19 protein-coding genes and 2 pseudogenes are annotated in these 18,466 nt (G+C 72.7%); 13 read left to right on the plus strand and 8 right to left on the minus strand.

Annotated elements, in window-relative coordinates:
* Nucleotides 1-30: 30 nt before the first annotated feature.
* Genes C6361_RS36050 through C6361_RS36065 form a run of 4 tightly spaced genes read right to left on the minus strand, consistent with a single transcriptional unit; the run spans nucleotide 31 to nucleotide 2,784 of the window.
* Nucleotides 31-915, minus strand: a complete 885-nt coding sequence (locus C6361_RS36050; RefSeq protein WP_107270569.1) for an NAD kinase — start codon at nucleotides 913-915, stop codon at nucleotides 31-33.
* Nucleotides 912-1,748, minus strand: coding sequence for a TlyA family RNA methyltransferase (locus C6361_RS36055; RefSeq protein ID WP_107270570.1), 837 nt, complete (start codon nucleotides 1,746-1,748; stop codon nucleotides 912-914). The genes C6361_RS36050 and C6361_RS36055 overlap by 4 nt, the downstream gene beginning before the upstream one ends.
* Nucleotides 1,749-1,772: 24 nt before the next feature.
* Nucleotides 1,773-2,036 carry a hypothetical protein gene (locus tag C6361_RS36060; RefSeq protein WP_107260117.1) on the minus strand — a complete coding sequence of 88 codons (264 nt, stop codon included), beginning with the start codon at nucleotides 2,034-2,036 and terminating at the stop codon, nucleotides 1,773-1,775.
* 52 nt (nucleotides 2,037-2,088) lie between these two features.
* Nucleotides 2,089-2,784: a phasin family protein gene (locus C6361_RS36065; RefSeq protein ID WP_107270571.1), complete on the minus strand. Its 696-nt coding sequence runs from the start codon at nucleotides 2,782-2,784 to the stop codon at nucleotides 2,089-2,091.
* Nucleotides 2,785-2,903: 119 nt separating this feature from the next.
* On the opposite strand from C6361_RS36065, the gene C6361_RS36070 reads away from it, so the two are divergent.
* Nucleotides 2,904-3,242: an SCP2 sterol-binding domain-containing protein gene (locus C6361_RS36070; RefSeq protein ID WP_107260121.1), complete on the plus strand. Its 339-nt coding sequence runs from the start codon at nucleotides 2,904-2,906 to the stop codon at nucleotides 3,240-3,242.
* 398 nt (nucleotides 3,243-3,640) lie between these two features.
* Nucleotides 3,641-4,105: a hypothetical protein gene (locus C6361_RS36075; protein ID WP_107270572.1), complete on the plus strand. Its 465-nt coding sequence runs from the start codon at nucleotides 3,641-3,643 to the stop codon at nucleotides 4,103-4,105.
* 21 nt (nucleotides 4,106-4,126) lie between these two features.
* Here C6361_RS36075 and C6361_RS36080 read toward each other — a convergent pair whose 3' ends face one another.
* Nucleotides 4,127-5,203 (minus strand): GNAT family N-acetyltransferase, encoded by a 1,077-nt coding sequence (locus C6361_RS36080; protein ID WP_107270573.1) that lies wholly within the window; start codon nucleotides 5,201-5,203, stop codon nucleotides 4,127-4,129.
* Between the two features lie 79 nt (nucleotides 5,204-5,282).
* Here C6361_RS36080 and fdxA point away from each other — a divergent pair, with 79 nt between their 5' ends.
* The 3 genes from fdxA (at nucleotide 5,283) to C6361_RS36095 (ending at nucleotide 10,873) form a co-directional block, all read left to right on the plus strand.
* Nucleotides 5,283-5,606 carry a ferredoxin gene (gene fdxA / locus C6361_RS36085; RefSeq protein ID WP_107257873.1) on the plus strand — a complete coding sequence of 108 codons (324 nt, stop codon included), beginning with the start codon at nucleotides 5,283-5,285 and terminating at the stop codon, nucleotides 5,604-5,606.
* A gap of 35 nt (nucleotides 5,607-5,641) precedes the next feature.
* Nucleotides 5,642-6,745, plus strand: a complete 1,104-nt coding sequence (dapC, locus tag C6361_RS36090) for a succinyldiaminopimelate transaminase (RefSeq protein ID WP_107270574.1) — start codon at nucleotides 5,642-5,644, stop codon at nucleotides 6,743-6,745.
* Nucleotides 6,746-6,943: 198 nt separating this feature from the next.
* Complete coding sequence (locus C6361_RS36095; protein ID WP_107270575.1) at nucleotides 6,944-10,873, plus strand: ThuA domain-containing protein; 3,930 nt, start codon at nucleotides 6,944-6,946, stop codon at nucleotides 10,871-10,873.
* 64 nt (nucleotides 10,874-10,937) lie between these two features.
* Here C6361_RS36095 and C6361_RS36100 read toward each other — a convergent pair whose 3' ends face one another.
* Entirely contained in the window at nucleotides 10,938-11,495 is a 558-nt protein-coding gene (locus C6361_RS36100) for a hypothetical protein (protein WP_107270576.1), read from the minus strand.
* Nucleotides 11,496-11,652: 157 nt separating this feature from the next.
* Between C6361_RS36100 and C6361_RS36105 the strand changes: the two genes are divergently transcribed.
* The 3 genes from C6361_RS36105 (at nucleotide 11,653) to C6361_RS36115 (ending at nucleotide 13,745) form a co-directional block, all read left to right on the plus strand.
* Entirely contained in the window at nucleotides 11,653-12,249 is a 597-nt protein-coding gene (locus C6361_RS36105; protein ID WP_107270577.1) for a TetR/AcrR family transcriptional regulator, read from the plus strand.
* Nucleotides 12,250-12,458: 209 nt separating this feature from the next.
* Nucleotides 12,459-13,196, plus strand: a complete 738-nt coding sequence (locus C6361_RS36110; RefSeq protein ID WP_107270578.1) for a phosphotransferase — start codon at nucleotides 12,459-12,461, stop codon at nucleotides 13,194-13,196.
* Nucleotides 13,197-13,517: 321 nt separating this feature from the next.
* Nucleotides 13,518-13,745 (plus strand): hypothetical protein, encoded by a 228-nt coding sequence (locus C6361_RS36115; protein ID WP_107257879.1) that lies wholly within the window; start codon nucleotides 13,518-13,520, stop codon nucleotides 13,743-13,745.
* A gap of 71 nt (nucleotides 13,746-13,816) precedes the next feature.
* Here the strand turns inward: C6361_RS36115 and C6361_RS36120 are convergent, their stop codons facing one another.
* Both C6361_RS36120 and C6361_RS36125 read right to left on the minus strand, forming a co-directional pair.
* Nucleotides 13,817-14,686, minus strand: a complete 870-nt coding sequence (locus tag C6361_RS36120; protein ID WP_107270579.1) for a M48 family metallopeptidase — start codon at nucleotides 14,684-14,686, stop codon at nucleotides 13,817-13,819.
* The gene (locus tag C6361_RS36125) at nucleotides 14,683-15,114 is read right to left on the minus strand and encodes a hypothetical protein (RefSeq protein WP_107270580.1); all 432 of its coding nucleotides are present in this window, start codon (nucleotides 15,112-15,114) and stop codon (nucleotides 14,683-14,685) included. The genes C6361_RS36120 and C6361_RS36125 overlap by 4 nt, the downstream gene beginning before the upstream one ends.
* 143 nt (nucleotides 15,115-15,257) lie before the next feature.
* On the opposite strand from C6361_RS36125, the gene C6361_RS36130 reads away from it, so the two are divergent.
* The 5 genes and pseudogenes from C6361_RS36130 to C6361_RS36140 all read left to right on the plus strand — a co-directional run bounded on the left by C6361_RS36130 (nucleotide 15,258) and on the right by C6361_RS36140 (nucleotide 18,379).
* Nucleotides 15,258-15,917, plus strand: a complete 660-nt coding sequence (locus C6361_RS36130) for an SIMPL domain-containing protein (protein WP_107257882.1) — start codon at nucleotides 15,258-15,260, stop codon at nucleotides 15,915-15,917.
* Between the two features lie 305 nt (nucleotides 15,918-16,222).
* Nucleotides 16,223-16,888, plus strand: a pseudogene (locus tag C6361_RS39400) (class I tRNA ligase family protein); the annotation flags it as partial.
* Between the two features lie 80 nt (nucleotides 16,889-16,968).
* Nucleotides 16,969-17,202, plus strand: a pseudogene (locus C6361_RS39405) (class I tRNA ligase family protein); the annotation flags it as partial.
* The gene (locus C6361_RS38670) at nucleotides 17,203-17,724 is read left to right on the plus strand and encodes a hypothetical protein (protein WP_234359214.1); all 522 of its coding nucleotides are present in this window, start codon (nucleotides 17,203-17,205) and stop codon (nucleotides 17,722-17,724) included. It begins immediately after the preceding pseudogene.
* 7 nt (nucleotides 17,725-17,731) lie between these two features.
* Nucleotides 17,732-18,379 (plus strand): nucleoside/nucleotide kinase family protein, encoded by a 648-nt coding sequence (locus C6361_RS36140; protein ID WP_107257883.1) that lies wholly within the window; start codon nucleotides 17,732-17,734, stop codon nucleotides 18,377-18,379.
* Nucleotides 18,380-18,466: the final 87 nt, after the last annotated feature.

The raw sequence follows: 18,466 nt of genomic DNA on the forward strand, positions 1-18,466 counted from the left end.
CGCCGGCGACACCGTCGGCACCCGTCGTGGTCAGCGGCGGTTGCCCCGCCAGCCGTGCACCGGCAGGCCGAACTTGGCCACCAGCCGGTCGGTGAAGTGCCGGGCGCGCAGGCGTACCACCCGCACCGGCAGGGCGCCCCGCTGCACGGTGACCCTGGCACCGGGCGGCAGGTCGTAGACCCGGCGACCGTCACAGCAGAGCACCGCCAGGGTGGTGAACGGGTCCACCGTGATGGTGAAGGTCGACGTCGGCGCGGTGACGATCGGGCGGCTGAACAGGGCGTGCGCGCTGATCGGTACCAGCAGCAGCGCCTCCACCTCCGGCCAGACCACCGGCCCACCGGCCGAGAAGGCGTACGCGGTGGAGCCGGTCGGGGTCGCGCAGACCACACCGTCGCAGCCGTACCGGGACAGTGGCCGGCCGTCGACGTCGACGAGCAGCTCGAGCATCTGCGCCCGCTCGCCCTTCTCCACGCTCACCTCGTTGAGCGCCCACGACTCGATCACCGGCCCGCCCTCGAACTCGGCACGCACGTCGAGGGTGAGCCGCTCGTCCACTGTGTAGTTCCGGTCGACGATGTCCCGGACCGCCACGTCCAGGTCGTCGATCTCCGCCTCGGCGAGGAAGCCGACCTTGCCGAGGTTGATGCCGAGCAGCGGCGCCTTCGCCGGCCGGGCCAGGTCGGCGGCGCGCAGGAAGGTGCCGTCGCCGCCGAGCGCGAAGACGATCTCCGCACCCTCGGCCGCGCCGAGCAGGCTCACCGGGGTCACCCCGGGCAGTTCGAGGTCGTCGGCCTCCTCGGCCACCACCCGTACCTCGAAGCCGGCCTGGATCAGGTCCGCCGCGACCGTACGGGCGTGCTCGGTGCTGCGCCGCCGTCCGGTGTGCGTGACCAGCAGTGCCGTCCGGGTCATCGGGCTCCCTCCCGCGCCACGGCCGGACCGGTCGGCCCGGCCGTCACCACCGCCGCCACCGAGGCCTCGTCCGGCGGCGGCGCGTCGGCGCGCAGCCAGACGAAGAACTCCACGTTGCCGCTCGGCCCCGGCAGCGGGCTCGCCACCACGCCGGCCAGGCCGAGACCGAGCCCGGCGGCCGCCTCGGTCACCGCGAGCACCGCCTCGACCCGCAGTTGCGGATCGCGTACCACCCCACCGCTGCCCACCCGTTCCTTTCCGACCTCGAACTGCGGCTTCACCATCAACACCAGGTCGCCGTCCGGGGCGGTGCAGCCGGCCAGCGCCGGCAGCACCAGGCGGAGCGAGATGAACGACAGGTCCGCGACGGTGAGGGTCACGGTGCCGCCGATGGTGTCGGGCGTCAGGGTACGCACATTCGTGCGCTCGAATACCCGGACCCGCTCGTCGGTACGGATCGCCCAGGCCAACTGGCCGTAGCCGACGTCCACCGCCAGCACCTCGGCGGCACCGGCCCGGAGCAGCACGTCGGTGAAACCGCCGGTTGAGGCCCCGGCGTCCAGGCAGCGCCGGCCGGCGACGTCCAGCCCCTCGGGGGCGAACGCCGCCAGCGCGCCGGCCAGCTTGTGGCCGCCCCGGGAGACGTACTCGGTGCTCGGGTCGTCGCCGAGCACCCGGACCGGGTCCGCCGGGTCGACCATCGCGGCCACCTTCTGGGCCCGTACCCCGCGGACCTGCACCCGACCCGCCTCGACCAGCGCCGCGGCCTGTTCCCTGGACCGGGCCAGGCCGCGGCGGACGAGTTCGGCGTCGAGCCGGGTACGACGTGCCATCGAGAGTTCTCCGAGGGACTGGGCTCACGCCTGGTCGATGGTGGCGAGGGTTTCCCGCAGGGTCTGGTGCGCCGCCTCGTACTGGGCGATCTGGTCGGCCGGCGGCAGGTTCGCGGCGTTCGCCATCGCCTGGAGTACCGCGTCCACGGCGGGGTGGCCGGAGCCGCCGCCGTCCGGGCCGGTCGGCGCGCTCGACCCGCCGGCCGGGGCCGGGCCGGGAACGGGCCGGGCCGCCGCCGAGGGGGGCGGAGCCGGCCGGAACGGCCCCGGTACGGGTACCTGGCTCATGCCGCCCCTCCGCCACGTCCGGTCGCCCGGCGGGCCCGGGCCACGACGGCGATCATGCCGCATCGCCGCCCGGCGCCGGTGACCGCTTGGCAACGGCCTTGCCCGGAGTCGACTTCTTGCTGACCACCGCCTTGCTGGCGGCATTCTTCTTGGCGACCGCCTTCTTCGCGACCGTCTTCTTCGCCACCACCTGCGTGTCGACCGGCTGGCTGGTGACCGCCTCGGGCGCGGCGGCCTGCTTCGCCACCGTCTTCTTCGCGACGGCCTTCTTCGCGACCGCCTTTTTCGCCACGGCCTTCTTCGCGACCGCCTTCTTGCCGACCGTCGACTTGGCGACCGCCTTCTTGACGACCGCCTTGCGGACCGGCGCGGTGGTCCCGGTCGGCGCGTCCCCGGCTGCGGGCCGCAGGGCGGTCGCCGCACTCGCGGTGCCGCCGGACGTCCCGGCCCGAGCCGCGGCGAGTTCGCGCTCCAGCCGGGAGATCCGGTCGGTCAACGTGGTGACCTCGTCCGCCGTGGCCAGGCCGAGCGCGGCGAGGGTGCGGTCGATCTCGACGCGGATGATCCGGATCAACGCCTCCCGGTTCGCCATCCCGGTGGAGACCAGTTCCTCGGCCATGGTCTGCAACTGGGCGGCGGTGGCGCCGCTGGAGCCGACCAGCTTTCTGGCGGCGGCCTGAGCGCGCTTCTTCGACGCCTCCGTCAGCCCGAGGGCCAGCTCAAGGTAGGCCCGCCACGCATCCTGCATACCTCGGTCCTTTCGCGGGTGCCGACTGTTCAGGTTGTCACGCTACCGGGCGCCCCGACCCGCCCAGTGCGGTACGGTGCCCGGGGGACGGGCGTGGCGTGATGCGAGGGGGCACGACGATGGCGACCGTGGACGAGTGCCGGCAGGCGCTGCACGATTTGGCGGCCCGGATGGACGCCAACGCCGAGAAGGTACGCAAGCAGGTCGATCTCGACCGCACGCTGGCGTGCCGGATCACCGACCTGGACACCGCCTTCCACGGCCGGTTGACCGGCGGGCGCCTGGTCGACCTGGCCGACGGTGACGACCCCAAGGCGAAGATCGCGCTCAGCACCACCAGCGACGACCTGATCCGTCTCGTCCGGGGCGAACTGGACGTGCCGAAGGCGCTCGCCTCCCGACAGATGTCGATCAACGCCAACCCGTTCGACCTGCTCAAGCTCCGCAAGATGCTCTGAGCACGCCGGCTCCTCTGACTGTGAGCATGGCGGGGTCGGTTCATCAGTGGTGAGCTGATAGTCGGTAGTAGTGGGCGTGACTCTTCGTCTGACTGGCCTTTGGTGCCTTCGCGTGGACTTGTCCGCCCGCTGCTGCCGGCGCCAAACAAGGACTCAGCAAGAAAGAGATCATGCGCTGCCTCAAGCGCTACATCGTCCGCGAGGTCCACACCGCCCTCCTCGCCGACTTCACCGCCCTCAACACCCCTTGACTTCCATAGGAGCATCCCCCGCGTCCCGGCGCCCGCCGCCGCTGCGGTTCGGGTCCGCTCGCACCATGGATCCGGGCAGCCACGGGTGATAGAACTCTGTGGCAGGAAGCCCCGGATGGGAGGGGCCCCGAGGCAAGAGGACGTGCGATGAAGGAGCGTTGGCTGCCGGTCGGAGTACTCGCGGGTGTGCTGTTCGGGATCAACGTCGCGGCCCGCCTGGTGGCCCGGTTCGGCTTCGCTGACAACACCGAGGTGCAGGACCAGATCTCGCTGGGCATGTTCGCCGCGATCGGGGTGGTCCTGGCGACCCTCGCGTTCCTCCGGGGGCAGCGCCGTCCGCTGCCGGAGTGGGGCGGCGAGATGGCGCTCGCCGTACTGGTCGCGATGCTGCTGACCGTCCTCGTCGGCCCGTTCGTCAGCGGCAGCCAGCCGTTCGCCTCCGGGGCCGGGGCGTTCTTCTCGCAGATCTGGCTCTACGCCGGCTTCACCTTCGGCGGGGTACTCGTCGGCTACCTGCTGCTCACCGCGTTCGGCCGGGACTACCGGTCGCAGTCGCTCAAGCGGTACGCCGAGGCGAAGCAGTCCAAGCCCCGCCGGGTCGTACGCCGCTGACCCGCGTCGCCCCGGGTCGGGTCACTGCGGCGCGACCCGGGTCTGGTAGGTGTGGTGGGTGGTGAAGCCGAGCCGCCGATAGAGCGAGACGGCGGCCTCGTTGTGCTCCTCGACCTGGAGGAACGCCCGGCTGGCGCCGAGCCCCGCCGCCCATTCCGCCAGCGCCCGGATCATGTGCTGGGCGAGCCCACGGCGGCGGGCCGCCGGGACCACCTCGATCAGGCTCAGTCCCAGCCACCGGTCCTGACCGGTGACCGTGCCCCGGGCCACCGCGACCAGTTCCGGGCCGTCGCCCGGCCCATCTGTCGGCGGCGTGGCGTAGAGGTGGACGAAGCGGACCTGCCGCACGGCGGTGAGGATGTGCCGGGCGGCGGCCGGCAACTCGGCCGGAGCCCCGGGATCGGCGGGCCGCTCGGCGTCGACGGCCGGGCCGGCGCCGTCCGCGTCGAGCCGGGCGTACCGCCGGGTCTGCCTCGCCTTGCGCTGGGCGGCCAGGGCGAACCACTCCGGCGAGGCCGTCTCGGCCAGCTCCGGCGCCGGCAGGTCCGGCCGGGCGGGGACGGTCTCCAGGATCGTCGTCAGCGGCGCGGTCTGCACGAGTACCAGCGGCCGGGCCGTCCAGCCGCGCTCGTCCAGCGCCGCGCCGAGCGGGGCGGCCAGCGGCAGCGGCACGTTGACCATCGCCGGCCGGCCACGCTCGGCGTACCAGCGCTGGACCGCGTCGATCGCCTCGTCGAGCGGCCGGTCGGGGTCACCCACCGGCAGTGCGCTGTTCGCCCGTCCGGACCAGCCCTCGGCGGTACGCAGCAGCCAGTCGCCGAGCCTTTCGCGTACCGGTGCCGGCCAGGCCTCGTCCGAGGCGAGTTCGAGTTCGACCACTGCCGTCGCGTTCGGGCGCCGGGCCGGCGGCACCCGCTTGGCCCGGTGCACCTCGCCCAGCGGGACCCGGAGCGGCCCGTTCGCGGTGGCCAGCGTGAGATGGGTCTCGGTCAGGTCGACCAGCTCGCCGAGGGCGTCGCTGAAGAGGGTACGTCCGCTCTGATTTCCGACAATCCGCCGAACGACTATCCGGTGTCCCACATCGCGGCGTCCGAGCACGATCGACCCCCTCCCCGGCGACATACTAGGCTCTTACCGTCGCGGTCGATCGCGGCGTGGCTTGCGGAGGAGAAGATCGGTGACCTACATCATCGCCGAGCCGTGCGTGGATGTGCTCGACAAAGCGTGCATCGAGGAGTGCCCGGTCGACTGCATCTACGAGGGCAACCGGATGCTCTACATCCACCCCGACGAGTGTGTCGACTGCGGGGCGTGCGAGCCGGTCTGCCCGGTGGAGGCGATCTTCTACGAGGACGACGTGCCGGAGCAGTGGAAGGACTACACCACCGCCAACTACGAGTTCTTCGAGGATCTCGGGTCGCCGGGTGGAGCCTCCAAGATCGGCAAAATCGAGAAGGACACTTCCTTCGTCGCGGCCCAGCCGCCTCGGGGTGAGCACTGAGCGGCCCGGCACCGGCTGCCGGCCGTAGGCCCGAGGTGGGGCGCTCCGGCCGTACCGGCAACCTGCCCGACTTCCCCTGGGACCTGCTCGAGCCGGCGAAGGCGCTGGCCGGGCGGCACCCGGACGGGATCGTCGACCTCTCCGTCGGTACCCCGGTCGACCCGGTGCCCGGCTCGATCCGGGCGGCCCTGGCGGCGGCCTCGGACGCGCCCGGCTATCCGCTGACCGCCGGTTCCCCGGCGCTGCGCGCGGCGATCACCGAGTGGGTCGCCCGGTCCTGCGGTGCCGATCCGGAGACCGTCGGCGTGCTGCCGACCATCGGCTCCAAGGAGCTGGTCGGCTGGCTGCCCACCCTGCTCGGGCTCGGCCCCGGCGACGTGGTGGCGATCCCGCAGGTCTGCTATCCGACGTACGAGGTCGGCGCCCGGCTGGCCGGCGCGGAGGTGGTCCGGGCCGACGCCCTGACCGCGCTCGGTCCCGACCCCCGGGTCCGGCTGCTCTGGGTCAACTCGCCGTCCAACCCGACCGGTCGGGTACTCCCGCCGGAGCACCTCCGCAAGGTGGTGGACTGGGCCCGCGAGCGCGGCGTGGTGGTGGCCAGTGACGAGTGCTACCTCTCGCTGGGCTGGGAGGAGACGCCGACCTCGATCCTCGACCCGGCGGTCTCCGGCGGTGACCACGCCAACCTGCTGGCCGTGCACTCGCTCTCCAAGCGCTCCAACCTGGCGGGCTACCGGGCCGGCTTCGTCGCCGGTGACCGGAGCATCGTCGGCGCACTGCTGGCGGTCCGGAAACACGCCGGGATGATCGTGCCGGCGCCGGTGCAGGCGGCGATGGTCGCGGCGCTCGGTGACGAGGCACACGTGGCCGAGCAGCGGCTCCGATACGCCGCCCGCCGCGAGGTGCTGCGCGACGCGCTGGTCAAGGCCGGTTTCGAGATCGCGCACTCCACGGCCGGGCTCTATCTGTGGGCCGGCCGGGACGAGGACTGCTGGACCACCGTGCAGTGGTTCGCCGAGCGGGGCATCCTGGTCGCGCCCGGCGAGTTCTACGGTCCGACCGGCAACCGGCACGTCCGGGTCGCGCTCACCGCGACCGACGAGCGGGTGGCTGCCGCCGCGGACCGGCTGGCCGGCTGACCCTCCGCGCGACGGGGCCCGACGAGGTCGGTGTGACGGCGTCGGAGAGCGCTCTCGGAATTTCGTCGCGACCGCTTGACGTCGTGGCAACACGCTCGCAACGATGGATGCACATCTCTCGCGCCTCCGGTGACCACCGGTGGCGCGGGCCAGAGGGCGTGACACGGCGGACCGCCCGGTCGACGAAGGGACCGGTCCGTGCGTGGCACAACACGATCCTGGCTCGGCGCTGCGCTGAGCCTGCTTCTCGTACTCGTCGCGGTGGCGGTGACACCGCCGGTGGCGAGTGCCGCCCCCGCCTTCAGCGTGCTGGTCTTCTCCAAGACCGCCGGCTTCCGGCACGGCTCGATCGGCCCCGGCGTGGCGGCGATCCAGCAGCTCGGCACCGCCAACAACTTCGCCGTCGAGGCGACCGAGGACGCCGGGGCGTTCACCGACGCCAACCTGGCCCGGTTCGACGCGGTCGTCTGGCTTTCCACCACCGGGGACGTACTCGACACCGCGCAGCAGGGCGCCTTCCAGCGCTACATCCAGGCCGGCGGCGGGTACGTCGGAGTGCACGCCGCCTCCGACACCGAGTACGACTGGCCGTGGTACGGCGGGCTGGTCGGGGCGTACTTCGCCTCGCACCCGGCACCGCAGCCGGCCACGGTCAAGGTCGCCGACCGGGTGCACCCGTCGACCCGTACGCTGCCGCTGCGCTGGAACCGCAGCGACGAGTGGTACAACTTCCGGACCAACCCGCGCGGCAGGGTGCACGTGCTGGCCACCCTGGACGAGACGACCTACACCGGCGGGGGGAACGGGCACGACCACCCGATCGCCTGGTGCCACAACTACGACGGCGGCCGGTCCTGGTACACCGGCGGTGGGCACACCGACGAGTCCTTCGCCGAGCCGCTCTTCCGGGCCCACCTGCTCGGCGGGCTGCGCAGCGCGGCCGGGGTCGAGCCCGGGGTCTGCGGCGGCACCGTGGACAGCAGCTTCCAGCAGGTGACCCTCGCCAAGGGGGTGGCCGAGACGGGCGAGCCGATGAGCCTGACCGTGCTGCCGGACCGGGGCGTACTGCACACCGCCCGGGACGGCACGATCCGGCACACCGACGCGGTCGGCAACACCAAGCTCGCCGGCCGGCTCCCGGTCTACACCTCGGACGAGGAGGGCTTGCAGGGGATCAAGGCCGACCCGAACTTCGCCAGCAACCGCTGGGTGTACCTCTACTACGCGCCACCGCTGAACACCCCCGGCGGCGGCGCCCCGGCCACCGGTACCCCGGCCGACTTCGCCCCATGGAACGGCGTCAACCGGCTCTCCCGGTTCACCGTACGGGCCGACAACACAATCGACCTGGCGAGCGAGACGCTGGTGCTGGACGTGCCGACCAGCCGGGGGATGTGCTGCCACGTCGGCGGGGACATCGACTTCGACGCCGCCGGCAACCTCTATCTCTCCACCGGCGACGACACCAACCCGTTCGACTCGGCCGGGTTCAGCCCGCTCGACGAGCGGGCCGGCCGGAACCCGGCGTTCGACGCCCAGCGGACCTCGGCGAACAGCAACGACCTGCGCGGCAAGGTGCTGCGGATCAGGCCGGGCGCGGGCGGCGGCTACACCGTGCCGGCCGGCAACATGTTCGCGCCGGGGACGGCGAACACCCGGCCGGAGATCTACGCGATGGGGTTCCGCAACCCGTTCCGGATGAGCGTGGACCGGGCCACCGGGGTGGTCTACCTGGGCGACTACGGCCCGGACGCCGGCACCGCCGACCCGAACCGGGGGCCGGCCGGGCAGGTGGAGTTCGCCCGGATCACCGCGCCGGGCTTCTACGGCTGGCCGTACTGCACCGGCAACAACGACGCGTACAACGAGTTCACCTTCCCGAGCGGGCCGTCCGGGCCGAAGTACAACTGCGCGGGCGGGCCGGTGAACGACTCGCCGAACAACACCGGGATCCGGAACCTGCCGGCGGCGGTGCCGGCCTGGCTGCCGTACACCGGGTCGCAGCCGCCGGAGTTCCCCGGCGGCGGGCTGTCGCCGATGGCCGGCCCGGTCTACCGGTACGACCCGAACTCGACCTCCGAGGTGGCCTTCCCGGAGTACTACCACGGGACGTTCTTCGCCGGTGAGTTCGGCCGGCGCTGGATCCGGAACATCGTGCTCGACGAGGCGGGGAAGCCGTTCAAGATCAACCCGTTCCCGTGGTCCGGTACCCAGGTGATGGACCTGGAGTTCGGCCCGGACGGCGCGCTCTACGTGCTCGACTACGGCACCGGCTTCTTCAACGGCGACGAGAACTCGGCGGTCTACCGGATCGAGTACGCCCGCAGCGGCCGTGCCCCCAAGCCGGTGGTGGCGGCGACCCCGACCTCCGGGGTGGCGCCGCTGACCGTCAGCTTCTCCTCGGCCGGCACCCTCGACCCGGACGGCGACCCGATCAGCTACGCCTGGGACTTCGACGGCAACGGCAGCACCGACTCCACCGCCCCGAACCCGACCTTCACCTATTCGAGCAACGGCACCCGGAGTGCGACGCTGACCGTCCGGGACTCGACCGGCAAGACCGCCACCGGCAGCGTGGTGATCACGGTCGGCAACACCGCCCCGACGGTCCGGCTGGAGTTGCCGGCCAACGGCCAGACCTTCACCTTCGGCGACACGGTGCCGTTCCGGGTGGTGGTGACCGACCCGCAGGACGGCAGCGTCGACTGCTCCCGGGTGAAGGTCAACTATCTGCTCGGGCACGACGCGCACTCGCACCTGCTGGCCAGCGCGCAGGGCTGCACCGGCACGCTCCGGACGCTCGCCGAGGCCGACCACGGCGCCGCCGCGAACGTCTTCGGGGTCTTCGACGCCGAGTACACCGACAACGGTGGGGGCGGGCAGGCGCCGCTGACCACGCACGCGCAGAGCATCCTGCAACCGCGGGTACGCCAGGCCGAGCACTACTCGTCGAGCAACGGCGTACAGACCAGCGCGCCGGGACAGGCGCACGGCGGCCGGGCGGTCGGGTACGTCGACAACGGGGACTGGATCGCGTTCACCCCGTACAACCTGACCGGGGTACGGTCGTTCTCGGCCCGGGTTGGCGCGAACGTCGGCGGGCACACCCTGGAGTTCCGGGTCGGCTCGCCGACCGGACAGTTGATCGGCTCGGCGACGGTTCCGGCGACCGGCGGCTACGGCGAGTTCCGGGACGTCACCGGCGGCATCACCGCGCCGGCCGGCACCCACGAGCTGTACCTGGTGTTCCGGGGCACCGGCGGCGGGCTCTACGACATCGACGAGTTCACCCTGCTCGGCGAGGGCGGCGGGCCGGGGCCGGACCCCGAGCCGACCGGCAACCTGGCGCGCAACCGGCCGGCCACCGCGTCGAGCGTGCAGGGTGCCGACGTGCCCGCCTCGGCGGCGGTGGACGGCAACCCGGCCACCCGTTGGTCCTCGGCCTTCGCCGACCCGCAGTGGATCACCGTCGACCTCGGGGCGTCGTACCAGCTCAGCCGGGTACGGCTGAACTGGGAGGCGGCGTACGGCAGCGCGTACCAGATCCAGACCTCGCCGGACGGCACCGCCTGGACCACCGTGAAGTCGGTGACCGGCGGCGACGGCGGCCTCGACGACCACCCCGGGCTGACCGGCGCCGGCCGGTACGTCCGGATCAACGGCACCGCCCGGGGCACCGGCTTCGGCTACTCGCTCTGGGAGTTCGAGGTCTACGGCACCCCGTTCGGGCCGGGCGGTGGCGGCAACCTGCTGCTGAACCGGCCCGCCACCGCGTCCAGCTCGGAGGGCGCCGACGTGCCCGCCTCGGCGGCGGTGGACGGCAATCCGGCGACCCGCTGGTCGTCGGCGTTCACCGATCCACAGTGGATCCGGGTGGACCTCGGGTCGGCGCGGCCGATCGGCCGGGTGAAGCTGGCCTGGGAGTCCGCGTACGGCAGCGCGTACCAGATCCAGACCTCGACCGACGGCACCGCCTGGACCACCGTGCGGTCGGTGACCGGCGGCGACGGCGGCACCGACGAGCACACCGGGCTCGGCGCCGCCGGCCGCTACCTGCGGATCAACGGCACCGCCCGGGGTACCGGCTACGGCTACTCACTCTGGGAACTGGAGGCGTATCCGAGCTGACGGTCGAACCGTCCTGCTGACGGTCGAACGTCCTGCTGACGGCCGCTGAAGGGCGTCTTCCGGGTCAGTTCGCCCCGGCGGCGCGGCCGAGGCGGATGGCCGAGAGGAGGAAGAAGACGGCGCCCGGGATGGCGTAGCCGATCGCGTTGGTCAGCACCGGGTTGTCCGTGGCGGCGGCGGCGATGAAGGACCCGCCGGCGAGTACCGAGATGCCACCGCTGACGATCATCGGCCACTGGCCACCCATCCCGCGCCGGTTGACCGCCACGATCAGCTGCACCAGCCCGGCCACGACCGCCCAGGCACCCCAGACGCGCAGCACCGCCGGTATGCCGGACGTGCCGGCGACGGCCAGCCCGACGGCGGCGAGCAGGCTGACCGCGACGTTCACGTACAGCAGGGTGGGCGATCCGGTGGCGCGCGAGGCGCGGGCGTCGACGACGGCGGCGCCCACGTCGAACAGGGGGTAGAGCACGAGCAGCGCCACGACGAGCGGGTTGAGGTGCCCGGCGATCGTGAACATCACCAGGGCCCAGGCGATGGCGAACGCGAAGCGGACGAAGTACAGCCGCCGCAGGGTGGACGCGATCGCCGGGCTGCGGGGTGCGGTGACGATGGTCATGGTGATCCTTTCGGCGGCAACTGAGGGACGACCGCGATCGAACGGGACGCGATCGGAGAAACCGCGCTGGGAGAACGAACGTTCTGTCTTGGCAAAGGTAGCGGCTCCGGGCTGGCGTCGCAAGACAGAACGTTCTACCTCTCGCTACCATGGGGTCATGGCAGGTAGCGAGACCGACATCCGGCCCTCCGAGGCGCGACAACGGCTCCTCGACACGGCGACCAGGATTTTCTACGGCGAGGGGATCCACTCGGTCGGCGTCGACCGGATCGTCACCGAGGCGAAGGTGACCCGGGCGACCTTCTATCGGCACTTCCCGAGCAAGGAGGATCTGGTCCTCGCCTATCTGAACGCGGCCGACCACGCCATCCGCAGCCAGGTGGAGACCGCCCTCGCCGCCGGCCTACCGGCGCCCGAGACCCTCCGGGCCGTTGCCGAGTCGATCGCCCAGGGCATCCGGTCCACCGGCTTCCGTGGCTGCGCCTTCCTGAACGCCGTGGCTGAGTACCCCGACCCCGACCACCCGGTGCACCAAGCCGTCCTCGCGCACCGGCAGTGGTTCCTCGACACGGTCAACACCCTGATGGCGGGCATCCAGAAAACCGACGCCGAGCCCGCCGCGCAGCACTTCGTCATGCTCCGCGACGGCGCCATGGCGGCCGGCTGTCTCTTCGACCCGGTACTGATCTGCGAGACCTTCCTCCGTGGCGTCGAAGGACTCATCCGGACCCACGCCGCACGCCAGCCATCCTGAGCCGCGCTCCCGCCTGCGGTGGCACACGCCGAACGGCGTGGACCCGGGAAGAGGACCGCGTGATCCGCACACCGGCTTCGTCCGTGGCACACACGCCGGGCTCTTCGTCCGTGGCACACACGCCGGGCTCTTCGTCCGCGACACACACTCCGGCTTTGTCCGCGACAAACTCGTGGCGACGTCGGTGACCGTCCCGCGATAATCCCCAGGTGCCGCAGGTCCAGGTCGTCGTCGCCCACAAGGAGCGCGCGACACTGCGCGTCGGCGACGTGTTCCTGAAGATCGACTCTGACCAGACGCGTACCGAGGTCGAGGTCGAGGCGATGGCGATGGCACCGATCCCGACCCCGGAAGTCCTGTGGCGGAAGCCGCCCGTGCTCGCGCTCGCCGCCCTCCCGGGTACGGCACTCGGCCGCCTCGGCGAGCCGTCCAGCGCCTCGTCGACGGCGTGGGCCGCAGCGGGTGCCGCCGCACGGAAGCTGCACGACGCGCCGCTGCCGCCGTGGCCGGGCCGGAGCCTCGACGAGATCGCAGCGGACCTCGACGGCGAGTGCGCGTGGCTCGTCGCGAAGAACGTCCTTCCCGCCGACCTGGTCACCCGCAACCGCCAGGTCGCCGAGGCTGCGCTCCGGCCGTGGAGACCGGTGTTCACACACGGCGATTTCCAGATCACCCACGTGTTCGTCGACGGTGACGAGGTCACCGGCGTGGTCGACTGGTCCGAGGCGGCCCGGGGCGATGCGCTGTACGACCTCGCCAGCCTGACATTCGGGCACGAGGAGCGCCTCGACGACGTACTCGCCGGCTACGGCGCCGACGTCGACCTCGACGTGATCCGCGCGTGGTGGTCGGTACGCAGCCTGCTGGCGGTCCGCTGGCTGGTCGAGCACGGCTTCGACCCGTTCTCGTCCGGCTGCGAGGTCGACGTACTGCGATCCCGGATGTGAGGCTGACCGAGCCCGCCGGCTGGCGCGAGCATCCAGCCTCGCCGGGCTCGGTCGGCTCGGGTCCTCAGTGCCAGTTCCGGCGGAGCCAGCGGCGCACCAGCGGCGGCACGACCCAGGAGTAGACGCAGAACACCAGCCACGACAGCCCGTTCGGAGCGCCGATGCCGCTCGGCGGGACGGGCGGGACGGGTGAGCGGATCGATCAGGATTCGAGAAGCGCACGTCGTCCCGCCGTGACTAGCGTGACCGTCATCCATCCGGTACCGCCGGATCCCGGCAGGTCGCCGGGATCCGGGCCGGTGTTCTCGCTGAGGAGTTACGGTGAACTGGAGCAGAGTGATCCGGCAGAGTCACCGTTGGCTGTCCATTGCCTTCACGGTGACCGTGATCGCCACCTTCGTCGCGCTGACCCAGGAGGAGCCCGCCGCCTGGGTGTTCTACCTGCCGCTGTTTCCGCTCGTCCTGCTGTTGTTCAGTGGCCTGTACCTGTTCGTGCTCCCATACTCGGCCAGGTGGCGCGGCCGTCGACGGACCGCTCGACCGGACTGACGCCGACGTGTGGCGCTGACGCCGCCGGGCGTTGCCGGCACGATCGCCTCGTGGCGTGCTCGGCCCGGTCCTCAGTGCCAGTTCCGGCGGAGCCAGCGGCGTACCAGCGGCGGCACGACCCAGGAGTAGACGCAGAACACCAGCCACAGCAGCCCGACCACCGCCGCGAACCCGGGCAGGCCGACCGCGCGTAACCCGAAGATCACGGCGATCGCGGCCAGCCAGACCTTCAGCGGGCCGAAGCGCAGCACCGGGCGTACCGGCAGCATCAGCGGGTGCTGCGCGATCCTCAGCTCCAGCGCGGACTCGGCGAACGTCTGCTCGGTGGGCATCGAGGCGGCGGCCTGCCGGTAGCCCTCGTACGCGGTGCCGAGTCGGCCCCGGGCCGCACTGGTCTCGCCGAGTAGCGCGTGCGCGCCCGGATGCTCCGGGTGGGCGCCGACGAACTCCCGGCTGATCCGCTCGGCGGTGCGGTCGTCGCCGCTGTTGAAAGCCACCTGGATGCGGGTGGCGTAGACGATCGGCGCCTCCGGCTCCAGCGCCGCCGCCCGCTCGACGAGCTTCGCCGCCTTGTCCAACTGGCCGTTGCTGGCGCAGACGTCGGCGTAGGTGCAGAGCAGGTCGACGTCGTGTGGTGCCTGCGCCAGCCCGTCGAGCAGGGCCCGCTCGGCGACCTGCGAGTGGCCGAGCCGGTGCTCGGCCCGGCCCAGGTGCCAGAGCAGGTCGGGGTGCGGCCCGGCGGCGGCCAGACCGGCGCGCGCGGCCTCGACCACCTCGGGCCAGCGGTCCAACTGGCCCAGTGCGGCGCAGCGCAGCCGGGTCGCGGGCACGTCGACCGCCTCGGCGGCCGGCAGCCTGGAGAGTTCCGCCAGGGCTTCCTGCGGCCGATCCGCCAGCAACAGGGCCTCGGCCCGGGCCAGCAGGGACGACGGCGCGCTCATCGGACCAGCACCAGGATGAGCATGGCCTCCAGCAGGCCGAGGCCGATCGCCGCGGCGAAGCCGGGGCCGACCAGGCTGGCGGGCTCGCCACCGGCGTACGTGTACACCCGGAACGGCGAACGCTGGAAGAAGAGTACGACCAGCCAGACGAGTGCGCCGGTGACCATGCCGGCCACCCGTACCCCGGAGTTGCCGTCGACGGCCGCGCTGACCGCGAGCCGCGCGCAGAGACCCACCAGCCCGGCCGCACCGATGGCGAGCAGACGGTTGCCGGGCAGCCCCAGCCGGCGGCCGTTGAGGAGGCCCAGCGCGGTCGCGGCCAGCGGGCCGCCGAAGGCGGCGGGGTACAGGATCGACTCGGGCCGCCACGGCGGTTTGCCGGGCGCGGGTCGCTCCTGGATCGTCGGGGTGAACAGCTCGTCCTGCATCGGATCCCCATCTCTGCCGGTCGAGGGCGCCGGCACAGCATAGTGATCGTCCTGAGCCGACCCGTCGACCGGAACCACGGCACCGCCGCCCGGGCCGGCTCCGGAGATCTGCCGCCGCGTCGCAGGCGGACTAGGGTGGGCGGATGACGGAGCAACCCTTCGTGCTGGTGCGTGGTGAGGTGGCCCGGGAGGTCCCTCCGGAGATAGCCCGGTTCTCGGTGACGGTCGTCGCCCGGGACAAGAACCGCCCGGCGGCGCTGGCCCGGCTGGCCGAGCGGTCCGCGGCGGTCCGGGCGCTGATCGACGGGTACGGCGACGCGATCGAGCGCCGGGAGACCGGCGACCTGTGGGTACGCCCCGAGCTGAAGCGCTCCGGGGAGAAGGTGACCGGTTACGCCGGCAGTGCCACCACCACCGTGACGGTGACCGATTTCGGGATGCTCGGCGAGCTGATGCTCCGGCTCGCCGACCAGGACCAGACGACCGTCGCCGGCCCGTGGTGGGCGCTGCGGCCCGGCAGCCCGGTTCACCGGGAGGCCCGGCGGGCCGCCGTCGCGGAGGCGATCGCCCGGGCCCGGGAGTACGCCGACGCGCTCGACGCCGAGGTGACCGCGCTGCTGCACCTCTCCGATGCCGGGCTGACCGAGCAGCCGCTGATGATGACCCGGGCCGGGCATGCCATGGGCTACCGGGCGGCCGGCGGAGCCCCGCCCGAACTCGACCTCGACCCGCAGGTGCAGACCGTGCACGCCACCGTCGAGGCCCGGTTCGCGATCACCCCGCCACCGCTGGCGACCGGCTGAACGCAGGCCGCCCGACCGAATGCCCTGATAGCCGGCTCGATGCCCTGCCGACGGGCTCGATGTCCTGCCGGCCGGCTCAATGCCCTGCCGACCGGCTGAATGCCGGTGCGTGGGGGCGACGTGCCGCCCTAGGATGACGTCGATGAGTGCCGCGACCCAGACCCGCCTGATGCGCCGGCCCCCGAGGGGCCGGAGCTAGGTCGCGGCGCACACCGCCCGCGTCGAACGGGCCTCTCGATCCTTCGAGGGGCCCGTTTTCGTGTGCGCAGGTCAGGGCCCCTCCCGACACCTCCGTGGAGGACGCCATGACCTACCTGACCACGCCGATCTACTACGTCAACGACCTGCCGCACGTCGGTCACGCGTACTCGACGGTGCTCGCCGACGCGCTGGCCCGGTGGGAGCGGCTCTGCGGGCGACCGGTCCGGCTGGTCACCGGCACCGACGAGCACGGCGCCAAGGTCCGCCGGGCGGCGGCCGAGGCCGGGATCGCGCCGGCCACGCTCGCCGACCGCACCGCCGGCCGGTTCCGGGCCACCTGGGACCGGCTCGGCATCGGGTACGACGAGTTCGTCCGTACCACCTCGGCACGGCACCGGGAGACGGTGACCGAGCTGCTGACCCGGGTGTACGAGGCGGGTCATCTCCGCCCCGGCCGGTACGACGGGCGGTACTGCGTCGGCTGTGAGGCGTACGCGACGGAGCTGGTCTGTGCGGTGCACGGCCGGCCGACCGAGCTGGTCGGCGAGGAGAACTGGTTCTTCCGGCTCTCCGAGTTCGCCCGGCCGCTCGCCGAGTGGTTCGACCGGTGCCCGGAGGCGGTCCGGCCGGCCGCCCGCCGCAACGAGGCGCTCGGCTGGCTGCGCCGGGGACTGACCGACTTCTCGATCAGCCGGGCCGGCCTGGACTGGGGCATCCCGCTGCCCTGGGAGCCGAGCCAGGTGACGTACGTCTGGTTCGACGCCCTCGGCAGCTATCTCACCCCGCCGGCTGGCCCGCACCGGAGTACTCCCGCTGGTGGCCGGCCCGGCACGTCATCGGCAAGGACATCCTGCGGTTCCACGCGGTCTACTGGCCGGCGATCCTGCTCGCCGCCGACCTGCCGCTGCCGGAGCGGATCACCGTGCACGGCTTCCTGCTGCAACGCGGCAGCAAGATCGCGAAGTCCGGGGAGCGGGCCGTCGCCCTGGACGACCTGCTCGACCGGTTCGGTCCGGAGGGGCTCCGCTACCACCTGCTCCGGGACAACCCGGTCGGCCCGGACGGGGAGTTCTCGCTCGCCTCGGTGGAGGCGCGCTACAACGCCGACCTGGCCAACACCCTCGGCAACCTGCTCTCCCGGGTGACCGCGCTGGTGGTGTCCCGGTGTGCCGGGACCGGCCCGGCTCCGGACCCGTCCTCGCCGCTCGCCCCGGCCGCCGCCCGGTGGGCCGAGGCCGGTGCGGCCGGGTGGTCGGTCGGGGCGCCCTCCGAGGCGCTGGCCGCCGCCTGGCGGCTGGTGGCGGCGACCAACTCCTACCTGGTCTCGGCGCAGCCGTGGCGGTCGCCGGCCGGCTCGACCGAGGCGGCCACGGTACTCGGCGACGCGCTGGAGGCGCTGCGCATCGTCGCCGTACTGGCCGCACCGGCGGTACCGGAGACCGCCGGGCGGATCTGGCGGCAGATCGGGCTCGACGGGTACGCCCCACGGGTGCCCGACGACCTGGCCTGGGGCGGCTATCCGGGCGGCCTCGGGGTCACCAGGGCGGCGCCGCTCTTCCCCCGGCTCGCGGCCGGCGAACCCCGGCCGGCCGGCGGGGTGGGATAGTTCCCGGGTGCGCCCCGATCCGTCTCCCCACACCCTGGACCAGTTGGTGGCCCGGGCCCGCGCGTTGGCGTCGACCGGGTCGCGCCGGCTGCTCGGCATCACCGGCGCGCCGGCGGCGGGCAAGTCGACCCTGGCCGGGCTGCTGGTGACGGCGCTGGGCGGCGTCGCCGAGCTGGTGCCGATGGACGGCTTCCACCTGGCCGACTCCGAACTGCACCGGCTCGGCCGGCACGCCCGCAAGGGCGCGCCGGACACCTTCGACGGTGCCGGCTTCGTCGCGCTGCTGCGCCGGCTCCGGGCCGGCACGGAGACGGTGTACGCGCCCGAGTTCCGCCGGGAGCTGGAGGAGGCGGTCGCCGGGGCGATCCCGGTCCCGCCGTCGGTGCCGCTGGTGGTGGTCGAGGGCAACTACCTGCTGGTACCCGACCAGCCCTGGGGCGAGGTGCGCGACCTCCTCGACGAGGTGTGGTTCCTCGAACTCGACGAGTCCGAACGGCTGAACCGGCTGACCGAGCGGCACATCGCGTTCGGCCGGCAGCCGCGGGAGGCGGCGGCCCGGGCCCGGGGCACCGACCAGCGCAACGCCGAGTTGATCGCCGGCACCGTCGACCGGGCCGACCTGATCGTCCGGATGGCACAGTCCAATCCGACCTGATCGTCCGGATGGCACAGTCCAGTCCGGCCTGACCCGGCAGGTCCGATCAGGCCGGACGCCGGAGGTTCCGGGTTGCTCACTGCCCAT

The organism is Plantactinospora sp. BC1 (assembly GCF_003030345.1).
In the GTDB taxonomy this organism is placed as follows: domain Bacteria; phylum Actinomycetota; class Actinomycetes; order Mycobacteriales; family Micromonosporaceae; genus Plantactinospora.

Excerpts from the sequence above, each read along its gene's own strand:
- C6361_RS36050 (WP_107270569.1), bottom strand. The coding sequence starts at position 915 with ATGACCCGGACGGCACTGCTGGTCACGCACACCGGACGGCGGCGCAGC.
- C6361_RS36055 (WP_107270570.1), bottom strand. The coding sequence starts at position 1,748 with ATGGCACGTCGTACCCGGCTCGACGCCGAACTCGTCCGCCGCGGCCTG.
- C6361_RS36060 (WP_107260117.1), bottom strand. The coding sequence starts at position 2,036 with ATGAGCCAGGTACCCGTACCGGGGCCGTTCCGGCCGGCTCCGCCCCCC.
- C6361_RS36065 (WP_107270571.1), bottom strand. The coding sequence starts at position 2,784 with ATGCAGGATGCGTGGCGGGCCTACCTTGAGCTGGCCCTCGGGCTGACG.
- C6361_RS36070 (WP_107260121.1), top strand. The coding sequence starts at position 2,904 with ATGGCGACCGTGGACGAGTGCCGGCAGGCGCTGCACGATTTGGCGGCC.
- C6361_RS36075 (WP_107270572.1), top strand. The coding sequence starts at position 3,641 with ATGAAGGAGCGTTGGCTGCCGGTCGGAGTACTCGCGGGTGTGCTGTTC.
- C6361_RS36100 (WP_107270576.1), bottom strand. The coding sequence starts at position 11,495 with ATGACCATCGTCACCGCACCCCGCAGCCCGGCGATCGCGTCCACCCTG.
- C6361_RS36105 (WP_107270577.1), top strand. The coding sequence starts at position 11,653 with ATGGCAGGTAGCGAGACCGACATCCGGCCCTCCGAGGCGCGACAACGG.
- C6361_RS36120 (WP_107270579.1), bottom strand. The coding sequence starts at position 14,686 with ATGAGCGCGCCGTCGTCCCTGCTGGCCCGGGCCGAGGCCCTGTTGCTG.
- C6361_RS36125 (WP_107270580.1), bottom strand. The coding sequence starts at position 15,114 with ATGCAGGACGAGCTGTTCACCCCGACGATCCAGGAGCGACCCGCGCCC.
- C6361_RS36130 (WP_107257882.1), top strand. The coding sequence starts at position 15,258 with ATGACGGAGCAACCCTTCGTGCTGGTGCGTGGTGAGGTGGCCCGGGAG.